This window comes from Gemmatimonas sp. (assembly GCF_031426495.1).
In the GTDB taxonomy this organism is placed as follows: domain Bacteria; phylum Gemmatimonadota; class Gemmatimonadetes; order Gemmatimonadales; family Gemmatimonadaceae; genus Gemmatimonas.
Genome location: NZ_JANPLK010000080.1, coordinates 184,505 through 205,817 on the forward strand (window position 1 = coordinate 184,505; position 21,313 = coordinate 205,817).

22 protein-coding genes are annotated in these 21,313 nt (G+C 65.3%); 18 read left to right on the forward strand and 4 right to left on the reverse strand.

What is annotated here, in order from left to right; translation table 11 throughout:
- Positions 1–7: 7 nt before the first annotated feature.
- The 4 genes from RMP10_RS20765 (at position 8) to RMP10_RS20780 (ending at position 3,310) form a co-directional block, all read left to right on the forward strand.
- Complete coding sequence (locus RMP10_RS20765; RefSeq protein WP_310571995.1) at positions 8–565, forward strand: outer membrane beta-barrel protein; 558 nt, start codon at positions 8–10, stop codon at positions 563–565.
- 186 nt (positions 566–751) lie between these two features.
- Positions 752–1,297, forward strand: coding sequence for an outer membrane beta-barrel protein (locus RMP10_RS20770; protein ID WP_310571996.1), 546 nt, complete (start codon positions 752–754; stop codon positions 1,295–1,297).
- A gap of 102 nt (positions 1,298–1,399) precedes the next feature.
- Entirely contained in the window at positions 1,400–2,716 is a 1,317-nt protein-coding gene (locus RMP10_RS20775; RefSeq protein ID WP_310571997.1) for an FAD-dependent oxidoreductase, read from the forward strand.
- Between the two features lie 15 nt (positions 2,717–2,731).
- Entirely contained in the window at positions 2,732–3,310 is a 579-nt protein-coding gene (locus tag RMP10_RS20780; RefSeq protein WP_310571998.1) for a hypothetical protein, read from the forward strand.
- 114 nt (positions 3,311–3,424) lie between these two features.
- Here the strand turns inward: RMP10_RS20780 and RMP10_RS20785 are convergent, their stop codons facing one another.
- The 3 genes from RMP10_RS20785 to argR form a co-directional block, all read right to left on the reverse strand.
- Positions 3,425–4,120, reverse strand: a complete 696-nt coding sequence (locus RMP10_RS20785; protein WP_310571999.1) for an HAD family hydrolase — start codon at positions 4,118–4,120, stop codon at positions 3,425–3,427.
- The gene (gene argH, locus RMP10_RS20790) at positions 4,101–5,528 is read right to left on the reverse strand and encodes an argininosuccinate lyase (RefSeq protein ID WP_310572000.1); all 1,428 of its coding nucleotides are present in this window, start codon (positions 5,526–5,528) and stop codon (positions 4,101–4,103) included. Before argH ends, RMP10_RS20785 begins: the two co-directional genes overlap by 20 nt.
- 63 nt (positions 5,529–5,591) lie before the next feature.
- Positions 5,592–6,053, reverse strand: a complete 462-nt coding sequence (argR, locus tag RMP10_RS20795; protein ID WP_310572001.1) for an arginine repressor — start codon at positions 6,051–6,053, stop codon at positions 5,592–5,594.
- Between the two features lie 118 nt (positions 6,054–6,171).
- On the opposite strand from argR, the gene argC reads away from it, so the two are divergent.
- From argC to RMP10_RS20850, 11 genes are all read left to right on the forward strand, one after another.
- On the forward strand, positions 6,172–7,218 hold the full coding sequence (argC, locus tag RMP10_RS20800) for an N-acetyl-gamma-glutamyl-phosphate reductase (RefSeq protein WP_310572002.1): 1,047 nt from the start codon (positions 6,172–6,174) through the stop codon (positions 7,216–7,218).
- A gap of 127 nt (positions 7,219–7,345) precedes the next feature.
- Positions 7,346–8,128: an acetylglutamate kinase gene (argB, locus tag RMP10_RS20805; RefSeq protein WP_310572003.1), complete on the forward strand. Its 783-nt coding sequence runs from the start codon at positions 7,346–7,348 to the stop codon at positions 8,126–8,128.
- Between the two features lie 6 nt (positions 8,129–8,134).
- Positions 8,135–9,379: an acetylornithine/succinylornithine family transaminase gene (locus RMP10_RS20810; RefSeq protein ID WP_310572004.1), complete on the forward strand. Its 1,245-nt coding sequence runs from the start codon at positions 8,135–8,137 to the stop codon at positions 9,377–9,379.
- 6 nt (positions 9,380–9,385) lie between these two features.
- Complete coding sequence (locus tag RMP10_RS20815; protein WP_310572005.1) at positions 9,386–10,051, forward strand: FMN-binding negative transcriptional regulator; 666 nt, start codon at positions 9,386–9,388, stop codon at positions 10,049–10,051.
- Between the two features lie 66 nt (positions 10,052–10,117).
- Positions 10,118–10,336, forward strand: a complete 219-nt coding sequence (locus tag RMP10_RS20820; RefSeq protein ID WP_310572006.1) for a hypothetical protein — start codon at positions 10,118–10,120, stop codon at positions 10,334–10,336.
- Positions 10,337–10,344: 8 nt separating this feature from the next.
- A complete protein-coding gene (locus tag RMP10_RS20825; RefSeq protein ID WP_310572007.1) occupies positions 10,345–11,943 on the forward strand; it encodes an alkaline phosphatase family protein in 1,599 nt (532 codons plus the stop codon).
- Between the two features lie 10 nt (positions 11,944–11,953).
- Complete coding sequence (locus tag RMP10_RS20830) at positions 11,954–12,541, forward strand: hypothetical protein (RefSeq protein WP_309669563.1); 588 nt, start codon at positions 11,954–11,956, stop codon at positions 12,539–12,541.
- Between the two features lie 25 nt (positions 12,542–12,566).
- Positions 12,567–14,723: a M20/M25/M40 family metallo-hydrolase gene (locus RMP10_RS20835; RefSeq protein WP_310572008.1), complete on the forward strand. Its 2,157-nt coding sequence runs from the start codon at positions 12,567–12,569 to the stop codon at positions 14,721–14,723.
- A gap of 10 nt (positions 14,724–14,733) precedes the next feature.
- Positions 14,734–15,822 (forward strand): HesA/MoeB/ThiF family protein, encoded by a 1,089-nt coding sequence (locus RMP10_RS20840; protein WP_310572009.1) that lies wholly within the window; start codon positions 14,734–14,736, stop codon positions 15,820–15,822.
- 24 nt (positions 15,823–15,846) lie between these two features.
- On the forward strand, positions 15,847–16,704 hold the full coding sequence (locus RMP10_RS20845; protein WP_310572010.1) for an alpha/beta fold hydrolase: 858 nt from the start codon (positions 15,847–15,849) through the stop codon (positions 16,702–16,704).
- 365 nt (positions 16,705–17,069) lie between these two features.
- Entirely contained in the window at positions 17,070–17,348 is a 279-nt protein-coding gene (locus tag RMP10_RS20850; RefSeq protein ID WP_309669559.1) for an oxidative damage protection protein, read from the forward strand.
- Positions 17,349–17,839: 491 nt separating this feature from the next.
- Here RMP10_RS20850 and RMP10_RS20855 read toward each other — a convergent pair whose 3' ends face one another.
- Positions 17,840–18,838 carry an HD domain-containing protein gene (locus RMP10_RS20855; RefSeq protein WP_310572011.1) on the reverse strand — a complete coding sequence of 333 codons (999 nt, stop codon included), beginning with the start codon at positions 18,836–18,838 and terminating at the stop codon, positions 17,840–17,842.
- 85 nt (positions 18,839–18,923) lie between these two features.
- On the opposite strand from RMP10_RS20855, the gene RMP10_RS20860 reads away from it, so the two are divergent.
- The 3 genes from RMP10_RS20860 to RMP10_RS20870 all read left to right on the forward strand — a co-directional run bounded on the left by RMP10_RS20860 (position 18,924) and on the right by RMP10_RS20870 (position 21,070).
- Positions 18,924–19,457 carry a MarR family transcriptional regulator gene (locus RMP10_RS20860; protein WP_310572012.1) on the forward strand — a complete coding sequence of 178 codons (534 nt, stop codon included), beginning with the start codon at positions 18,924–18,926 and terminating at the stop codon, positions 19,455–19,457.
- 107 nt (positions 19,458–19,564) lie between these two features.
- Positions 19,565–20,122, forward strand: a complete 558-nt coding sequence (locus tag RMP10_RS20865) for a YceI family protein (RefSeq protein ID WP_310572013.1) — start codon at positions 19,565–19,567, stop codon at positions 20,120–20,122.
- A 426-nt stretch (positions 20,123–20,548) separates the two neighbouring features.
- Positions 20,549–21,070, forward strand: coding sequence for a hypothetical protein (locus tag RMP10_RS20870; protein ID WP_310572014.1), 522 nt, complete (start codon positions 20,549–20,551; stop codon positions 21,068–21,070).
- Positions 21,071–21,313: the final 243 nt, after the last annotated feature.

Consider the following 21,313-nt stretch of genomic DNA (forward strand, 5'->3'; position numbering starts at 1 on the left):
AGATTGCATGCAGCGTTCGCTTCGTCTGTTCAGTGTGGTTCTCAGTCTTGCCGTACCTGTCCTGCTGTCCGCGCAGGATACGGCCCGTCCCGTCTCGTTCGGCTTCAGCGGTGGTCTATCGATTCCAACCGGCGAACTCGGCGACGGCGCCGACGCTGGCTATGTCTTTGCCGGACATGTCTTTTTCAAGCCGAGCGCGATTCAGGCGTTGCGACTGCGCGCCGACGTGAGCTTAGACCGATGGTCGCTCAAGAATGACGGCAACGGCTCGAACGCCTCCACGCGCAGCGTCGGCGTCGTCGCCAACGCACTGTTTGATTTTGCCACGAACGGGACGTCTACCGTAAAACCGTACGTGCTGGTCGGACTTGGCCTCTACAACAACAAGTCGTCGGCCGCAGAAACCAGCAACGGTGAAGGCGCGACTGATGTCGGCGTTCAGGTTGGCGGCGGCATGGAGTTTCAGCTCGCCGGCTTCAGCACGTTCGCCGAAGCGAAATACGTGAACGCCTTTTCGGAGCGTCGCGTCAGCTGGATCCCGATTTCGTTTGGCGTGCGCTTCTAAAAGATCACGGCACCGAACTGAACAACTGAACGACTCGTGTGTAACACGCGCGACGGCCATCGCTGCACCTAGACTTCCGCAGTGAAACCAACGCGCGTAACCTCCGTATTCGCGAGTGTTGCGCGAGGCAATCCCCTCCGACGACGCCGATGTCGTCGGTTTCCCGTACGTTATATGGAGATCAACATGAATCGCTTTTCGAAGTATGTCGCCGTGGCCACGCTGATGGTGACGCCGGCAATGGTCAGTGCCCAGTCGTCTGCCGTCGGGTTCGGTGTGAGCGGCGGTCTTGCAGTTCCGACCGGCGACCTCGGTGACCGCGTTGATGCCGGCTACTCTATTGCCGGGCATGTGTTCCTGAAGCCGGCGTCCACGAAGAACCTGCGCTTCCGTGGTGACGTGTCCTACGCCAGTTTCGACTATAAGAACATTGATGCGTCGTCCCGCAGCCTCGGCTTTGTCGGTAACGCGCTCCTCGATCTGTCCACCAGCGGAGGCGTAAAGCCGTACGTGCTTGGCGGTCTCGGCGCCTTCAACGGCAAGACGTCGACGCAGCTCGGATCAGCGGCCGTGGTCTCGACCAGCAGCACGGATGTCGGTATCCAGGTCGGTGGTGGACTTAACTTCCAGCTCTCCGGCTTCTCGACGTTCCTTGAAGTGAAGTACGTGAACGTCTTCGCCGATGGCAACAGCACGGGTTACATCCCGATCACGTTCGGCGTCCGCTTCTAAGACGCGAATTCGAATGGGAAGGCCCGGTATCCTCACGGATACCGGGCCTTTTGTGCGTTGGGGGATACTGTTGGGCGGGACGTCCCGCCACCTTTCAGAAGTATGACTAGCCAGAATGCCCCCATCATCATCGTCGGCGCCGGCGTAGCCGGCCTCGTGTGTGCGATCGAAATCGATCGCGCCGGCCGACCAGTCGTTGTGCTCGATGCCGAGTCGGAGGTGGGCGGACGCGTGCGCAGTACGACGCGTGACGGCCTCGTCTTTGACCACGGCTTTCAGGTGCTGTTCACGGCGTATCCCACGCTGCGCAGCTACCTCGACCTCGACGCATTGGCGCCGCGCAAGTTCCTGCCGGCCGCCCGTATCGTGCAGGACGGCCGGGCGTCGCTGATCGGCGATGCGCTCAGCGACCCGTCGCTGCTGATCGATACCGTCATGGCGCGAGCGGTGCCGCTCGGCGACAAGCTGCGCCTCCTCGCCCTACGCCGCTTCGCCCAGCAGCTCTCGATCGACGACTGCTTCTCGGCCCGATTCGCCGGCGTGAGCACCCGCGAGTTCCTGGCGTCGCGCGGCTTCAGCGCGGCCGTGATCGACGGATTCTTCGCGCCGTTCTACGGTGGCATTCTGCTGGATCGCACGCTGGCGACGAGTGCGTCGGTGCTGTTGTTCACGTTCAAGATGCTGGCCGAAGGGGACACGGTGGTGCCCGCCGCCGGGATGGGCGCGCTCACGAAGCAGTTGGCAACGCAACTGCCCGCGGGCTCGGTGCGTACGGGTGTGGGCGTGCAGTCGCTCACGGTGCACGAGGGTCGCGTGACCGGCGTGGTGCTGGCCGGCGGTGACGTGATGCCCGCCGCGCAGGTCATCATGGCCACTGATGCGCCGGCGGCCGCACGACTGGCCGCCACGGCCGGCGTGCAGATCGCTACGCCGTCGGGCGAGCGCGGTACGACTACGTTGTACTTCACCACCAGCGGCCCCTCACCGATTCCCGGGCGCGCACTCTGGCTCAACGCCAGCGCGTCGGCGGTGATCAGTCACGCCGTGACGATCACCGACGTCGCGCCCGAATATGCGCCGCGCGGCGTGTCGCTGATTGCGGCCAGCGCCGTGGGTGATGCCGCCGATCGCTCGGATGCCGACTTGGAAGCGGCCGCGCGCCGGGAGCTCGCCGCCATGGCGAAGGCCGCCGGCGATGCCGCGGCCGAGGCGAAAACCGCGACGTTGTCGCGGGTCGCGATCTGGCGCGTGCCCTACGCCCAGTTCGCGCAACCACCGGGATGGCGGGAACACCGCCCGACAATCGCGTGTGGTATACCTGGACTGTGGCGTGCCAGCGAAGTGCTGCACTCCAGCTCCCTCGAAGGTGCGGCGCGCGGTGGCCAGGATGCTGCGCGGGCCGTGCTCCAGCCTCACTGACCTTTGGCTTCCAGTATGCGCCCTACACTCGTTCGTACCGCTGCGCTGATCGGCTCCTTCGCCGTAGGTGCTACGACGCTCTCCGCACAGTCACTGCGCGACCAAACCCGCGGCCCCAGCACCAAGACGCCCACGCACGTCATCTCGGTGAATCCGTTCCTGCCGCTGTTCGGCTACTTCCAGGCCGAGTACGAGCATCGCGTGGCGCAGAACGCGTCCGTCGGCATCTCGGGGTCGCACACGAAGTTTGACGACCTGTACACCAGCGTCGATGTGAAGCTGCGCCTGTATCCGCAGGAGCGCGTGCTGGAGAACCTCGGCATTTCGGCCGGACTCGGTTATGGACGGGTGAAGGGCCAGGATGAGAACTGCGGCGAGATCATTGAGCTCCGATCATGTGCGGACCGCAACGTATCGGAGTCGGCCCCCACGTTCGGCGTGGAAGCACAGTATCAGTGGCTGCTAGGTGCGAGCCGCTCTACCGCCGTCGCGATCGGTGGCGGTGCCAAGAGGTACTTCATTTCGGATACCAAGTCGTCGGGCATTGAGCGTGTCGTTCCGACGCTGCGGCTCACGATCGGGTATGCGTTCTAGCACAGTATCCGCGAAGATTCGCGTGCATCCGCGGTAAGGTTGTTGTGTTGAGAGAATTACCAAACAGCCTTGCCGCGAATTGCACGGATGACCGCGAATGAGGGTTGCTCCAAGTCAGCCGACACCGAGCAACCCGGCCACATCCGACAACCGATCAACGGTGACCACAGCACCCGCAGCCCGCAGGCGTTCCCCCGACACGATCTCAGCGTAACCGATCACCGTCATACCAGCGGCCGTCGCGCCTTGTACGCCGAGCGGGCTGTCTTCCACGACAACCGTTCGCGCCGGGTCGAATCCGAGTGCGCGCGCGGCGTGCACGAACAGATCGGGGGCGGGCTTGGGCTTGCCGACATCGACCGCTGAGAAGCGCTTGCCTTCAAAGCGCGACAGCAGCCCCGTTTTGCCGAGTGTCGTGCGCATCTTCTCGTGCTCACCGTTGGATGCTACGCCGTACGGCATGCCCGCGGCGTCGAGCGTATCGAGCAGCGCCACGATGCCATCGACCGGCTTGAGGTCGCGCTGCAGCGCCACGGTGACATTCGCGGTGAAGCGGGCCAACAGGTCGTCCGGCGGCGCGTGACCCATCATCTCGGTCACGATTGCCACGCAGCGTGGCATCGAGTTGCCCATGAAAATGCCGAGCGATTGCTCCATCGTCATGGGCAGACCGATCTCCGTGAGCAGTAGCGCCCACGTGCCGTTCGAGATGCGTTCGCTGTCTACCAGCACGCCGTCGCAATCGAAGATCACGCCGTCGACTGCGCCGCCGACGGCGTGGCGGAGCAACTCAGCGGAGGGGGAGTTCATTGCCGAGCGATGGGTCAGCGGGTGCGAGACTCGCGCGGGCGTGTGCGAGTTGACGTAGTACGGCCTCGGGGCCCGTGCCGCCATCGATGTTGCGGGCGGCGAGTGACGCGTCCACGCCGAGCGCTTCGCGTGCGTCGGAGCCGAAGAGCGCGTGCGCGGCGGTGAACGCCTCGGCCGGAAGCGTATCGAGTTCGATGCCACCCTCTTCCGCCTGACGCACCAGCGACCCTACGGCACCGTGGGCCTCGCGGAACGTGGCGCCCTTCTTCACCAAATAGTCAGCGAGGTCGGTGGCCATCATGGCGCTGGAGCAGGCGGCGCGCATGCGCTTCTTCTCGAAGCGGAGTTCAGCAATGGCACCCGCCATCGACGGCAACACCAGCAGCAGCAAGTCAACGGCGTTGAACAGCGCGCGCTTGTCGTCTTGCAGATCCTTGCTGTAGCCGCTGGGCAGTCCCTTGATCGTGCCGAGAATCGACACCAGGTCGCCCAGCACGCGCGCGCCCGAGCCACGGGCCAGCTCGAATACATCGGGGTTCCGCTTCTGCGGCATCATGCTGCTGCCGGTCGAGAAGCCGTCGCCGAACTTTACGAAGCCGAACTCGCTCGTGCCGTACAGGATCATGTCTTCGGCCAGGCGGCTGCAATGCGCGGCCGTCATGGCGCAGGCGAACAGCGTTTCGGCCACGAAGTCACGATCGCCGGTGGCGTCGATGCTGTTGGCCGAGATGGCGTGGAAGCCGAGCGATTCCTTGAGCAGCACGCGCGACACCGGGAACGCCGAGCCGGCGATCGCGCCCGAACCTAGTGGCATCACCGATGTGCCGCGCTCGGCGTTGGCGAAGCGGGTACGATCGCGCGACAGCGGCCAGAAGTGCGCGAGCAGCCAATGTGTGCCGCTAACCGGCTGGGCGCGCTGCAGGTGCGTGTAGGCCGGCAGCACGGCATCGGTGAGCGACTCGGCCTGCATGAGCAACGACTGCTGCAGGTCGGCGATCGCGGCGTCGACGCGATGGCAGGCGTCGATCGTCCATAGGCGCGAGGCCGTGGCCACCTGGTCGTTCCGTGAACGGCCGGTGTGCAGCTTGGATGCGACCGTGCCGGCCTCCTCGTGCAGGAGCCGGTCGATCATGGTGTGAATGTCTTCGTCGGTGGCCACCGGCTGGGCGCCGTCGGCGATCCGTTGACCGACGCGATCGAGTCCGTGCTGCAACGCGTCGCTCTCTTCGCGCGTGAGCACCCCCGCTTCGCCGAGCGCCAGCGCCCACGCCTTGGAGAGGCGCACGTCATGCGGCCACAGCCGGAAGTCGGTGCCGATGGAGCGATTGATCGCATCGAGGAGCGGCGACGGGCCGCCGGCGAATCGACCACCCCACAGCTTATGGGTTCCGGCTTCGGAAGTGCTCACGGCATACTCACGACAGGGTTCGAAGAAATGACGACGCGGGAAATCTAGACGGTCCGTTGGTGATCAGGCGCGCAGATAGGCGCGCAGTTTCTTGAGCACGCGCTCTCTCCCCTCGGTGGAGCGACAGATGATGAGCACCGTGTCGTCTCCGGCGATGGTGCCTGCCACGTCGGGCCACTCCAGTTGATCGAGCGCCTCGGCCACCGGCTGCGCGCCCGACTTGATTGTGCGGGCGACTACGAGGACCTGCACCCCTTCCACATGGGTGAGGAGCTGCGGCAGCATGCGCTCGAGCTGCGCGAGCTCTTCGTCATCAGCACCACCGTCCAGGAACGCGTAGCGGGAGCGCCCGTGGCTGTCGGGGATGCGGGCGAGGCGGAGTTCGCGCAGATCGCGCGAGAGCGTGGATTGCGTCACCTCCCAGCCGCGTTTGGCGAGCTGTCGTCTCAGCTCTTCCTGGCTGGCCACGGCCTTCGCTGCGACGATCTCGCGAATGACCTGGTGGCGCTGGTTCTTGTCGGACACGAGACAGACTCCGGCGAATCGGTTCGGCGCCGAATTATGCGCGACCGGGAGGAAAACGAGGCATCGCTGTGACACGGACCTGATTGACAGCGCGGCGATGCAAAATTATGCATTAATTGTGCATACTCTACCGGACTTCCCGCAACTCCCCATCACGACCGTTACCGAACCGACGTATCGCGTCGGCGTGCTTGGCGCGAGCGGCTACTCAGGGCGCGAGCTCTGCGCCCTCATCCTCGGTCATCCCAACCTCAGCCTCGCGTTCGCCACGGCGAATGCGCAGCGCGGCACCACGTTGCGCGTGAAGGCTGGCGGTCAGGTACACGCCATTCCGATGGTGGGTCCGGATGAGGTCGATCTGTCGAGCGCCGATCTGGTGTTCGCGGCCCTGCCGCATGGCGCGTCGGCGGAGTGGGTGGCGAAGGTGATTGCCGCGGGGCCGCGTGTGGTCGACCTCTCGAGCGATCTGCGTCCGGGACACGGCGGCACCGATCACCCGCCGGCCGGTGTTCCGCTCGATGCGCCGTACGGATTGCCTGAGCTCTTTCGCGCCCCGTTGCATGGCGCACGCGTGGTGGCCAATCCGGGGTGCTACGCCACGAGCATTCTGGTGGCGCTCGCCCCGTTGGCGAAGGCGGGTCTGATCGCACCGGGCGCGACGGTGAACATCGCGGCGGCCAGCGGCGTGAGTGGCGCGGGCGCATCGCCCAAGCTGGAACTGCTGTTCGCCGAGGTGACGGAGAACTTCCGCGCGTACGGCGTGGGCAATTCGCATCGTCATCTGTTCGAGATGCGCGCCAGCCTCGCCGCACTCGGCGCTGACTGCGATTTGCTGTTCACGCCGCACCTGCTCCCCATCGACCGCGGCATTCTGTCCACGATCTCGGTGCCGCTCACGCGCCCGATCGACGATGCGCTGGCGCCGTTTCGTGACATGTACGCCAGCGAGCCCTTCGTGGAGCTGACCACCGATCTCCCCGCGCTGGCCGACGTACAGCATCGCAACGTGGTGCGCATCAGCGCGCGGATTCCCACCGGCGTGCGTACGCCCACGCTGCTCGTGTTCAGCGCGATCGACAACCTGGTGAAGGGCGCGGCGGGTCAGGCAATCCAGAACGCGAACCTGATGTTGGGCTTGCATGAAGCCGCGGGGCTTACACGGTAACGGCGAAGTAAGGGGTACGGAGTCGGGGGTAGGGAGTCGCGTACTCCGTGCTCCGTACTTCGCAGTTGTCCCCGTACCCCCTACTCCGTACTCCCTACTCTGCAGTTATCCCCTTACTTCGCTGTTGATGTTCATCGTAAAACTCGGTGGTCGCACCCAGAACGATCCGGCACTGCCAGCAGCGTTGGCGGCCCTGTGGCGCGCCACCAATGGTGGCGTGGTCGTTGTGCATGGCGGTGGCGATCAGATCAGCACCTTGCAGCGTTTGCGTGGCGAGGAGCCGGTGTTCGTGGGCGGGCGTCGGGTCACGACGGACACGGCGCTGGAACTCGTGCGCATGGTGCTGTCGGGGTTAGCCAACAAGCAGATGGTGTCGGCGCTGGTGGCGGCGGGTGCGCCAGCGGTGGGCATTTCCGGTGAAGACGCGGCGCTGTTGCGCGCGGTGCCGATCGATGTGGCCACGTTCGGACATTCGGGCACGCCGGCGGTGGTGGATCCGAAGCTCGTGCACGCGCTGCTGGCGGCGGGCTTTCTGCCGGTGATCTCCCCGGTCGCAGCGCGGGAAGCGGAAAGCGGGGGCGGTGCGTACAACGTGAACGGAGACGACGCCGCCGCCGCAATCGCAGCGGCGCTCGACGCTGATGAACTGTTCTTGATGGCCGACGTGCCGGGTGTGCTCGACGGCGACAAGGCGCTGGTGCGGCGCCTCACGCTTGACGAGGCGCAGCTGTTGGTGACCAGTGGTGTAGCAGGAGGCGGCATGGCTGCCAAGCTCGATGCCTGCGCGCAGGCGCTGGCCGGTGGTGTACACCGAGTGCGGATCGGCGATCTCGCCGCACTCACTCTTCCCGAGGCGGGAACCGCGATCGTTGCGCGCGTGGACGCAACGGATGCCGTCTCTTCCAGGTAGCTGCTCATGACTTCGACGATGCCCTCACTCGCTGCGACCACCGCGTTCACGGCCAAGACGGCCGCCGAACCGTCGGCGCCGCTTTCGGCACTGCCCGCGATTCTGGGTACGTACAAGCGACAGGCACCGCTCTTCGTCCGAGGAGACGGCGTCTACCTGTTCGATGAGCACGGCAAGAAGTACCTCGACTTCGTGGCCGGCATCGCCGTCACGTCGCTTGGGCACAACGATCCGGGCGTGATGAACGCGATGCAGGAAGCCATGGCCACGGGGCTCATCCACACGTCGAACCTGTATCGAACGGCGCCGGGTGAGGCGCTGGCGCAGTGGTTCGTGGATCATTCGTTTGCCAGCAGCGTGTTCTTTGCCAACTCGGGGGCTGAGGCCAACGAAGGCGCGTTCAAGTTCGCGCGTCGGTGGGGTGGCACGCAGGGCTTCCCGCACAAGCACCACATCCTCGCGGTGCGCGGGGCGTTCCATGGCCGGATGCCGGGCACGTTGGCGGCCACCGACCGTCCGGCCTATCGCCTGCCGTTCCGTCCCCTCATGGGTGGCGTGACGATCGTGGAGCGCGACCTGGACGAACTCGCCCTGGCGTTGCACCCGGAGAAAGCGGCGGCGGTGATCGTCGAGCCGATTCAGGGCGAAGGCGGTGTGCGCGTGGTCGATCCCGAGTTCCTGCGCGGACTGCGCGAGCTCACGCGCGAGCGCAACGTGCTGCTCATTCTCGATGAGATCCAGTGCGGACTGGGACGGACCGGTTCGTTCTTCGCGCATGAACAGATCGGCGTCGTGCCCGACATGCTCACCATCGCCAAGCCGCTGGCCAACGGCCTGCCGATCGGTGCGATTCTCGTGAACGACAAGGTCGCGCGCGCGATGCAGCCGGGCGATCACGGCACCACCTTCGGCGGCGGTCCGCTGCTGGCGCACGTGGCGCATCATGTGGTGCAGCGGTTGTCCGACCCGGACATGCTGCAGCATGTCCGGGAAACGGGTGCGTGGTTCGGTGAACAGCTGCAGGGGATCGCGGATCGCACCGGCCAGGTGCGGGCCATTCGCGGCAAGGGACTGATGTGGGGTATGGACGTGCATGAGCCGGCAGCGGCGATCATCGGCCGTGCTTTCGAGAAGGGACTGCTGTTGGTCAGTGCCGGCGAACACACGCTGCGCTTCCTGCCGCCGCTGGTGATCACCAAGGCCGAACTCGCCGAGGGACTCGCTATTCTCGAATCCGTGTTCCAGGCCTGAGTCGTCGTGTACATCCCCCGTTCATTCGCCGAGTCGGATCGCGACGCACTGCACGGGTTCATCGAGCGTCATCCGCTCGGCGCGCTGGTGACGGCGTCGAGCGAGCACGGCTTCTATGCCACGCATCTTCCCCTGCTGCTCGACCCGGCACGTGGCGCGTTCGGCGTGCTGCAAGGACACGTCGCACGGGCCAACCCGCACCATGCGCTGGCCGCGAGTGGCGAGTCGGCGCTCGTGATCTTCAGCGGCCCCGACGCCTACGTCACGCCGTCGTGGTACCCGGCGAAGCAGGAGCACGGGAAGGTCGTGCCGACTTGGAATTACAGCGCCGTGCACGCGACCGGGGTGCTGCGCTTCATCGACGATCGTGATTTTCTGATGGCGCATCTCGACCGGCTCACCGACCGGCATGAGGCGTCGCAGTCGCATCCGTGGGCGATGCACGACGCGCCGCTCGACTTTCTCGAGCAACTCGCCCGCGCCATCGTCGGCGTCGAGATCGAGATCACGCAGCTCGAAGGCAAGTTCAAGCTGAGTCAGAACCGTAGCGAGGCCGATGTGCACGGCGTGATTACGGGGCTCGATGCGTCGGCGTCGGCACACGATCGCGCGGTGGCGGACGCGATGCGCGAACGCGCGCGCTCTGCGCCTCCGTTTCCGCCGCCGCGATAATTTTTGCGCGTGCCCTAGTGCATTCGCGCCGAATGCACAATATTGTCGTCGCCTTCACGTGCCTCCGTGAACGGTGCGGGAGATTCACGCGGTGCGTTCGCGTGTCGTCATCCGCGAAGCGCACCGACCTCGCGTGGTTCGATCACCGGCGGTGTTGCCCCTGTCCTGGCGCGTCGATCCGGCGACGTGCTCGAGGCCGGACAGGGCCGCTGGTGGAGCGACTCGGTAACGCCGAGTTTCCCGACGCTGCGCGTGACCGCAGCGCGTGAAGAGCACCCTGCGTAACTTCGGGTATGCTCGTCTCCAGCCCGATTCTCCGCGCATCCGCAATCGCCGCGTCGATGCTTGCCGTGACGTCGCTCTCCGTGACGTCACTTGCCGCCCAGGCCGCACCGCCCACGCTCGTCGTGCAGATCACCGTCGACCAGCTGCGCCCCGACTATCTCGACAAGTGGTCGTCGCAGTTCACCGGCGGACTTGGCCGTCTGCTGAAGCAGGGGGCGTTCTTCACGAATGCCTCGCACGATCATGCCACGACCGAGACCGCGCCGGGCCATGCAACGCTCTGGTCGGGACGGTATCCGTCGCATACCGGTGTGGTGCTGAACGAGATCGGCGTGGCCGACCCGCAGTCGCCGCTGCTGCTCGGACGTGGCGGTGGCGCGTCGCCGTATCGCTTCCGCGGCTCGGCGCTCTTCGACTGGATGCGCACGCGCGACCAGTTCAGCCGGGCGCTATCGGTGTCGCGAAAGGACCGCGGCGCGATTCTCCCGCTGGGGCGGGCCAAGCAGCAGGTGTTCTGGTATTCACTCGACGGTCGCTTCACCACCAGCCGCTACTACGCCGACACGCTACCGGCGTGGGTGCAGCAGTTCAATGCGCGCAACTTCCTGAAGCCGTACCTCGGGGCCGAGTGGAATACGCTGCTCGCCGCGTCGCAGTATCCGGAGAAGGACTCCGTAGCCATCGAGAGCCAAGGCAAGGACTTTGTCTTTCCGCATAAGCTCGACACCGAGGTGCGTGCCGCCGGGTCCAACTTCACGGACTTCCCGTGGATGGACGACATGACCGTCGACATGGCGCTGGCCGGCGTGTTGGCGCTCGACCTCGGCAAGGGGCCGACCACCGACGTGCTGGCCGTGTCGCTCTCGACCACCGATGCCATCGGCCACAAGTACGGTCCTGACTCGCGTGAGTTGCACGATCAGGTGCTGCGCGTGGATCGCGCGCTCGGCCGACTCATCGACTCGCTCTACACGCTGCGCGACTCCACCCGGATCGTCTTCGCGCTGAGTGCCGATCACGGCGTGTCGCCGTTTCCCGAGACGGCATTTCCCGGTGCCGATCCCAACCGCGGCCGGGTGAATCCGCAGCCTCTCATCGATGCCGCCCGCAGCGCGCTGGCCGCGCGTGGCGTGGAGGGCGATGCGCTCATGTTGCAGGCGGGGATCGTGTCACTCGATCGTCGTCGCCTGGCCGCCAAGAAGGTCAACGCCGACTCGGTCGTTACAGCGCTGCGCGGTCAGCTGCTCAAGCTGCCCGGCATGCTGCGAGTGGATCGCGTGTCCGCGCTGGCCGCTACGGCCGCCAAGGGCGACGTCATTGCACGCCGCTGGCTCCACTCGATTCCGACTGACTTTCAGGCCGAGCTCACGGTGACGTTCAAGCCGGGCTACTACTGGTACACCACGCGGTACGCCACGCACGGCACGCCACACGAGCTCGATGCGCGCATCCCGATCCTGTTCATGGGGCCGATGGTCAAGCCGGGCCGATACACGAAGACGGCGTATTCGGTCGACATCGCGCCGACGCTGGCGCAGATGCTCGGCATTTCGCCTACGGAGAAAGTGGACGGCCGCATACTCACCGAAGCCCTGCGCCGGCCGTAGGTTGACCATCATGAGTATCGACCGCGCCTTCGACGAGCTGCGCTTTGGACCGGCGCGCACGTTGAACCTGCGCGGGATGCAACCCACCGCCTCGCAAGCCACCACCCTCGCCGACTCTTGGCTCCGGCAGCAGCAGGTGCTCGGGGCAGACGAGGCGCTGGTCATCACGGGACGCGGCAACAACAGTCAGGACGGCTACTCGCCGGTGCGCGAAGCGATCGTGAAGCTGCTGCCGTCGCTGCGTCGCCGGAACGTGATCACGGGGTACGCCGAACACACACCGGGATCATTCGTGGTGGTGTTTGCACCGGTGCGTGCGCTGTTCGAAACGCCGAAGCGCCGGAGAGAGCGGGTGGTGGCGAAGCCGGTGCCGCCGTCGCTCAAGGCGCTGGACGAGGAAACGGTGCGTCAACTGCGCGACCTGTCCGCGATGTCGCTGGCCGTACTCGGCCTGCAGTCGCCGACGGCGCTGCAGCTCGAAGACGAAATGCAGCGCCAGTTCGCGGTACTGAGCGCGGCGCTGGCCGACGACGGCGACCGCGAGGCCCTGCTGCAGCAGGCACTCCTGCGTGCCGCGGAAGAGTACGAAGCGGGCTAATTCTCACTCCATCGGAGTTCCGGTCGTGTCCCACTTTCGATTTCCACCACCGCTCTCGCGCTCGGTGCTGACGGCGCTGGCGGCGTTGAGTCCGGCCGTCGTTTACGCGCAAACGACGAGCGCCAGCAGCTCGTCGATCGTCGGCTTCTCGCCGGCGTCGGCGCTCACGCAGCGTCGCCTCGAGCAGGCAGCGATCGGCGGACCGCTCGCGTCGCGTGCCAAGGCACATTCGGCGGCCCTGTCGAAAGAGCCGCATGTGGCGGGGTCTCCCGCGCAGGAGCGTACACGGGACTACGTGATCGCACAGATGAAGGCGATGGGTCTCGAGACGGAGATCCGCACGTACGACGTGTGGCTGCCGCACGCCACGAGCGTGAAGATCACGCGGATGGGTCGTGACACGGCCGTGCTTGAATTGGCGGAGCCGGGCATCGCCAGCGATCCCGCCACGATGCTGCCGCAGTATCTCACGGTGAATGGGTCGAGCGGCGCCGGTGTCGGCGAAGGCGAACTGGTGTTCGTCAACTTCGGCCTGATCGAGGACTATGCGTCGCTCGATTCGATGGGTGTGTCGGTGAAGGGCAAGGTGGTGTTGGCGCGCTACGGCCGGAGCTTCCGCGGCATCAAGTCGCGCGAAGCCGAGAAGCGCGGCGCTGTGGCCTTGCTGATCTATACCGATCCGCTCGACGACGGCTTCGTGCAGGGCGATGTCTATCCCGAAGGGCCGATGCGACCGCTCAAGGGATTGCAGCGCGGCAGTGTGTTCAACGGTACCGGTGACCCGCTCACACCGGGATATGCCAGCAAGCCCGGCGCGCCGCGCCTCAAGCCGGAAGACACGTCGCTGCCGAGAATTCCGGTGGTGCCGATCAGCGCCTTCAACGCCCAGCTGTTGCTCGATGGTGTGCGGGGCACCGATGTGCCGCGCAACTGGCAGGGTGGCATGGCCCTGCGATATCACGTGGGCCCCGGTCCGACGCGCGTGAAAGTGGAGGTCACCACCGACGCGGCCACCAAGGGCACCAAGCAGATCCACAACACGCTGGGCTACCTGCGCGGCACGGAGTTCCCCGACCAATACGTCTACATCGGCGCCCATCGCGACTCGTGGGGGCCGGGCGCCGCCGACAACATCAGCGGCACGGTGTCGGTGCTGGAAGCGGCGAATGCGCTGGCCGACATGGCGAAGCGTGGCGAGCGTCCGAAGCGCACGATCGTGTTCGCGACGTGGGATGCGGAAGAGTGGGGGCTGATCGGCAGTACGGAATATGTGGAAGAGGATTCGCTCCGCCTGAAGAAGGGCGCGGTGGCGTATCTCAATCAGGATGTGTCGGCCCAGGGGTCGCAGTTCGGCGGCGGTGGATCACCGTCGCTGCGGGCCACGTTGCGCGACGTGGTGAAGAGCGTGCCTGAGCCGAAGGGAAAGGGCTCCGTGTACGAGGCCTGGCGCGTCGTGACGGGCACGCGAGCCGACACCCTCGAGCCGCCGATGGGTGATCCGGGTGGCGGCAGCGATTTCGCCGGCTTCTACAATCATCTGGGCATTCCGATTGCCGAGTGGGGCTTCGGTGGCCCGGCCGGAACTTATCACTCGCAGTACGACACGTTTGCGTGGATGGAACGCTTCGGCGACCCGGGTTTCCTGTACCATGCGGCGTCGGGCCGGATCGGGGCGGCGATGGCGCTGCGGATCGCCAATGCCGAAATTCTGCCGTACGACTATGTCGAGTTTGGGAAGACGATGCGGAAATTCGTAGCGACCATCGATCGCGGGCTGACACAAAAGCAGTGGAAGGCGACGACCACGGCGCCGCTGTTGGCGTCGATCGCCACGCTCGAGCGTTCGGCGACGGCGTTCGCGACCAGACGGGATTCGGTGCTCGAGCGCGGCATCGTGCGCCCGCAGGCTGGTCTCGTGAATGAGTCGCTGCTGAAGGTCGAGCGTGCCTTCGCGCGTCCGTCGGGACTGAAAAGCCGGCCGTGGTATCGCTCGTTGATTTACGCGTCGGACGTCGACAACGGGTATTCCACGATGACGTTTCCGGGTGTGAACGAATCGATTCGCTACGGCAGCGAAACCGAGACGCAAGCCGAGATTGCTGATCTGGCAGCGCGGTTTACGGCGGCCGCGGCGGCGGTAGACGAAGCGCGTAAGGCGCTCGTGACGCCCGTGAAGCGCTGATCGTTCGGTTGTGTACGATCTCTCCGATCCGCGCTACGCGCGGCAGTTGGTGCTGCGGGGATTCGGCCCCGGGGCGCAGGAGCAGCTGGCCATGGCGCGCGTGCTGATCGTCGGTGTCGGCGGACTTGGTTCGCCAGCGGCCAGTTATCTCGCCGCCGCCGGCGTGGGCACGCTCTCGCTGGTCGATACCGACGTGGTCGATGTGACGAACCTGCATCGACAGCTGCTGTATACCACGCCCGACGTGGGGCGGCGCAAGCTCGATGTGGCGCGCGAGCGACTGCGCGCGATCAACCCGCAGGTGGTCGTACATTCGCACGACACGCGACTGAACGCGGCGAATGCGGCGTCGCTGGTGGCCGGGCACGATGTGGTGATCGACGCGACGGACAATTTCCCCACGCGCTACGCGATCAACGACGCCTGTCTCGCGCTCGGTATTCCGTTTGTGTACGGCAGCGTGGCGCGATTCGATGGCCAGGTGAGCGTGTTTGCGGCGTCGGGTGGACCGTGCTATCGCTGTCTCTTTCCCGTGATGCCCGAACCGGGGACGGTGCCGACGTGCGCCGAAGAAGGGGTGTTGGGCGTCGTGCCCGGCATCATCGGCTTGCATCAAGCCACGGAAGCGATCAAGCTGCTGACCGCCATTGGCACACCGCTGGTGGGTCAGCTGTTGTTGGTGGACCTGTTGGCGCAGGACTCGCAGCGTATTGCCGTCGCCCGACGTCATGACTGCGCGGCCTGTGGCGACGCGCGACCTCCCTCTCCCCCGTCCATGTCGATTCAGCACCTCAGTCCCGCCGATGTCGCCGCCCTGCTCACCGGCGACGACGCGCCCACCATCATCGATGTGCGAGAACAGTGGGAGTACGATCTCGTGCATCTCCCGGTCAGCACGCTGATCCCGCTCAGCACGCTGGCGTCGCGCGCCAACGATCTGGACCCGTCGCGATCGTACGCGCTGCTCTGTCACCACGGGATGCGCAGCGAGATGGCAGCGAATTGGCTGATGCAGCACGGGTTCTCTCGCCTCATCAACATCGATGGCGGGATCGACGCGTGGAGCATGGACGTCGATTCCACGTTGCCGCGTTACTGACGCGTTGCGCCAACGGGCAGCCGCATGATGTTCTGGCGCGCCGCCGCGCGCACGCGTTTCGAGGCCGCGCACGCGCGTCGCTTTCGCGTTGATGCGCAGGGCATCGTGCAGGGCGCGGCGGGCTTTACGTTGCCGGCGTCTACCGACCGCGGCATTCCGCGACGCGCGGTGTTGTTGCTGCACGGCTTCAACGACACCGCGCAATCCATGGCGTACCTGGGAGGCAAGTTGCGAGCGCGCGGCTGGACGGTGCGCGCGCCGCTCCTGCCGGGTCACGGTCGTGATCTCGCCACGATGGCTCGTGAGTCGCGCGCGGCGCGCTGGCGCGAAGCGGCGCTGACCGAGTACGATGTTCTCCGCCGCGAGTACGACACGGTAACGGTTGTCGGCCAGAGCATGGGTGGCGCCTTGGCGTTGTTGTTGGCCACCGAGCGTGCGGAGATCCCCGCCCTGGTGTTGCTGGCGCCGTACGTCGGCATGCCGCGCAACCTGCAATGGAAGGTGCTCGGTGCCTGGATCGCCCGATTGGCCTTGCCGTATCTGCGCAGTGTGGGCGGCGAAACGTCGATCCACGATCCAGTGGCGCGCGCGGCAAGCCTCGGTCCCGGCGTGGTCACGGCACGGACGCTCACCGAACTGCGTCGCGTGGCGGAAGACGCGGAATCGGCCTTGTCTCGCGTGTGGGCTCCCACGCTCTACCTGCAGTCGCGCGAAGATAACCGCATTGCCGCTCACGACGCCGAGGTCCATTTCGCCACGCTCGGCAGCGCCGACAAGCGACAGGAATGGCTCACAGGATGCGGGCATATCATCTCGGCCGACTATTGTCGCGACGAGGTGGCATCGCTCACGGCAGATTGGTTGGACGCGCACGTGGTGTGAGTCGGCGTTCGCGTCGCCATGCCGCAACGAGCGAAGTGCAACAATCAGAACATGGAGACCACGGATCACACTGAAACCGCCGCAGATCAGCCAAAAGCGCTGTCGGGGTATCTGTGCTGATTCCGTGAAGATCCGTGGTCTCCGTGTTCCGGCTGTCGCTGTTCGTGACCGTTCTCGGGCGTTCGCCAGAAACTGCCGCTATCCGTGCGAGCGCCATGGCTGGCGCGCTCGGTGTGCGGGGCTAGTTTTCGCTGACCGGCGGCACTGCCACCGGTGAAGCCCCACACCACAATTATTCCGCCGACCCGCACTCCGCGTGAAGTACACTCGCGAACGTGCCCACGTCCGCGTTTCGGAGTCAACGCATGGCTGATGTAACCTGCTCGCGATGTGGTCAGACCCGCGAGGGCTTCGAACGACCGCCGTTTCCCGGCGCCGTCGGTGCCAGAATCCTGGGGGAAATCTGCAAGGATTGTTGGGGGCAGTGGTTGAAGCAGCAGACCATGCTCATCAACCACTACGGACTCAACGTCATGGATCCGCAGGCGCGCACATTCCTCACGCGCAACATGGATGCCTTCTTGTTCAAGAAAGGCGATGCCGAAGACGTCGACACCACCAAGCAGGGCACGATCAACTGGTGACGTCGCGCGGTCGTCGCCTTGCCGCGCACGCCAAACGAAACGCCCCGCCCGGAATCATCCGGAGCGGGGCGTTCTCATGGCGACAGCGTGAAGCTTAATTCACGCCAGCGATGTAGCGGGCTAGTCGACCACAGCTCGCACACGTCAGCGTGACATGTGAATTCTGGGCCGGCGGATGCAACACAGGATCACGTTCGATGTGACCCTCGCAAGACGGACAGCTGAGAGGAAGTCCAGTACGGTCGGCCGCAATCAAGTGCAGCGCCTGCGCTGGGTTGTACGTGTTCGGTCGTGGCTTACGCATCTCGCCTCCTCGCGCAAAGTGCGCCGGCCATGTTCCAGCGGCCGACGAGGAAAAATGTAAAACACCCTTGCGAAATTCGGCACCATCGACACCAAAACTTCATTTCCAAGGTTAACCGTCTACCGGGAAAATGACGGTTCTTCATTCGGAACATCACCGTCGGACCGCGTGGTTAAGACCAAGACGCTCACTCCCACGGTGCTGGCCGACGCCACAACTTCCGACCCAGACGCCATGAGCGTTTGGCCGACACCTCGATGTCCGTGCCCGGGGGGAACAGCTCCGGGTCGGCCAGTTCGTCCACCATATCCGTGGCCTTCGCCGATGCCTCGTCGGCCCAGTGTACGATTTCGGCTTCCACCGTCATCGGTTGCACCGGACTACCGAACTCGAGTGCGCCGTGGTGCGACAAAATGAAGTGCAGCAACTCGTCGCGCTGGGCGACCGACAGCGAGAGGCTCGAGTCGCGCAGCTTTCGGTCGAACATCAGGGCGCCCAGCGTGACGTGACCCAGCAACATGCCGGTCGGCGTGTGTGCGAAGCCCTCGGGGGAGGTGGAGTACGCCTCGACCTTGCCGATGTCATGCAGCATGGCGCCGGCCACCGCCAAGTCGGCGTTGGCCTTCCGCACGGTCGTCGCGATCGTCTTGGCGATCTTCGTCACCTCGAACACGTGCAGTAGAAGGCCGCCGAGCTGTGAATGGTGGCCATTCACCGCGCCCGGGGTGCGCTCGAAGCGCACGCGGAACTCGTCGTCGGCAAAAAACAGATCGACGGCGGCCTTCACCGTTGGCGACGTGATCTTTGCGCGCAGGTCGTCGAAGGCGTCCCACACCCGCTCCGTCTCGACGTCGATCCGCGGCAGAAACTCCGTGGGGTCGAACTGGTCGGACGGCAGGACTCGGAGCGGTGCCGTGACCGTGAGCTGGCGCTTGCCGGCCCCCTTGTCGCCGAAGGTGCCGATGTCACCGATCACTTGGACAACCTTTCCGCGGTCGGCGCCGAGACACCAATCCAGCTTCTCCGACCAGATGGGGGCCGTGTCGATGCTGCCCGAACCGTTGGCCAGCGTGAGCACCACGAAGGGCATCCCCGCCTTGGTCATCTTCTCGGCGCGATCGCGCACGAGGAATTCATGCTGTACCCGGTCGCCGACGGCGGCGGTACGAAGATCAAATCTCGACATTCCGAAAACTCGTGGACCAGTCTGACGTAGGGAAGGTGAGCAGGTACCCTTGCGCGGCACGCCCATGATGGAGAGGCTTGAAGGTATGGCAACTAGTATGCGTCTTGATTCCGTGGCGCCGGAAACGCCCGCCAACCCCGAAGCGCACGCGCCGCGGCTTGACGAGGCGTCCTCGGCCGCCCTGCGGCTGTGGGTGGTCATGTCACGTGCGCACGCCGCCATCGCCGCGCATGCGTCGGCCGACGTGGCCCGCCACGGGCTGACGCTGGCCGAGTTCGGGATTCTCGAGGCCCTCTATCACCGGGGGCCGATGCTGCTCGGCGAAGTGCAGCGCCGTATCCTCGTCTCGAGTGGCGGCATCACCTTTCTCGTGGACCGACTGACTGTGAAAGGCTTGGTCGAGCGGCGCACCTGCGAGGCCGATCGCCGTGCCCGCTACGCCGCCCTCACGCCGGCTGGCACGGAGCTCGTGGCGCGGATCTTTCCGCAGCACGCGGCCCTCTTGACCCAGGTTATGGAAGGACTCACGGTCGACGAACAGACCACGGCGGCCGACATGATGCGTGCCATGGGGCTCTATGCTGCCGGCGGTGCGCACCCGTCCCACGACGCAGGCTGAACGACGGGGGGTTGACGCGAGCTGCCGGGCGCTTAGGTTCCTCAGTACTGAGAGTTTGTCATAAGCAATATGCGCTCTCTTCCACCTAAGTACTGAGGAAACAAGACATGCAGTGGATTCTCGACCCCGCACACAGCCAGATCCAGTTCTCCGTGAAGCATATGGGTATCTCGACCGTACGGGGCACCTTCCAGCAGTTCAGCGGCACGATTGACGAAGAGGGCGGCGTGGTGTCGGCGGTGCACGTCGACCTCGACGTGGCCTCCCTGAACACCGGCAGCGAGCAGCGCGACGGACATCTCAAGAGCGCCGACTTCTTCGACATCGCGTCCAACCCCAAGGCAAGCTTCGCGCTCACGACGTTCGAGCGCTCGGGCGACGACGTCGTGGCCAGCGGCAACCTCACGATCCGTGGCGTCACCAAGCCGATCACGCTCAAGGGCGATATTGGCGGCCCGGCGAAGGATCCGTGGGGCAATGAGAAGGTGTCGGCCGTGCTCGAGACCAAGATCTCCCGTAAGGAGTGGGGCCTCGTGTGGAACGTGGCGCTCGAAGCGGGCGGTGTGCTCGTGAGCGACGACGTGAAGCTGCACATCGACGTGCAGGCGCAGGCGGCGCCCACCGCAGCCAGCGCGGAAGCCGTTGAGGAAGTCGCCGCGGTCTGACGCATGGTGCAACGGCGTGCGTGGAGGTACGACCGCCGTGAATGCAACGGTCAGCAGGCCGCCGGTCGCGTGTTCATCACGCGATCGGCGGCCCGTTGTTTCTGCACGACACCGTCGAGGCCGAGTGCTGGCCGTGGCGCGCTGCATTCGGCACGTTGCGCGATACCACGCGCCGGCCGTCTCGGCGCGACATCACGTTAGGCTGCGACGCTTGCAGCATAACGGCGACGGGATGGGGGTTGATCGCCCGGGTGAACTGATTGTGCTCCAGCGGGTTGCGTAGGTTGGTGCGGGGCTGCACTGTCGTGCTATGCTGCGGGGAAGTGCCGGTATAGCGGCGACTACGCAGGAATCGCCTGCGGTCTAATGGGCGTTAGCGCGACCATCACCTTGAATGCGTTGATCTCCCGAGCCGGGTGACCTCGAATGCGCTGGCAACACGGAAGTGGGAACGCCGGCTGCCGGCGCGCTTCACTTGTCTATTTCTTCGACCGCCTTCCAGGCGAAGCGCATCCGACGGTCGTGGCTGCGGTTGTGTTTGCGCGTCATGTCTGGCCTTCTGGCGCTCCGCCCGTACAGCGGTCCGCCGCACGGGGCGGCGACTGGAACTACGCCTGTTCAAGCGCCGATGGATGGGCTGGGCTCAGCTTCGCGAGAGGCGTCCTCGGTGCGAACGAGTACGAGTTTGATCTCCCCGACCGTTCACGCACGCTGGTCGGGATGGCTGATGTGAAGAACGGCGTGGCGGCCAGAGCCATCACGGTTCCCCGGATGACGGCCGACGCCTTCATAGAACATTGGCTGCAGGTGCGTATTCTTGTCGGTTTACTCCGGTCAGCGTTCGGCGGTTCGCCGTTCGTTTCCCGCAGCGAAGCATGGGCTGAGGAGGTTTGCGCATTGCCAGCGGTGGACCAGTTTCTTGAGGCGTGCGCAGCGCGGGCGCGCTAACGTTTCGCTGCTGCTGACAGCGACGATGCGGTGCGCCGTGTAACTGCGGCGCTGGCGCGCCTCCGTTCACGGCTGTTTGTCGATAGTCGCTGCAGCAGAGCGCAGCGTTGTGGCTGTAGAAAAAGTCTCAACGCACTGACGATAAAGGTCCCGAGTCGCGCGAAAACAGTTCTCGGTCATCTGATTCGGCAGTGATAACTGGTACCGCGAAGCGATTCGCGCGATACGCGCGTCATGCGCGAC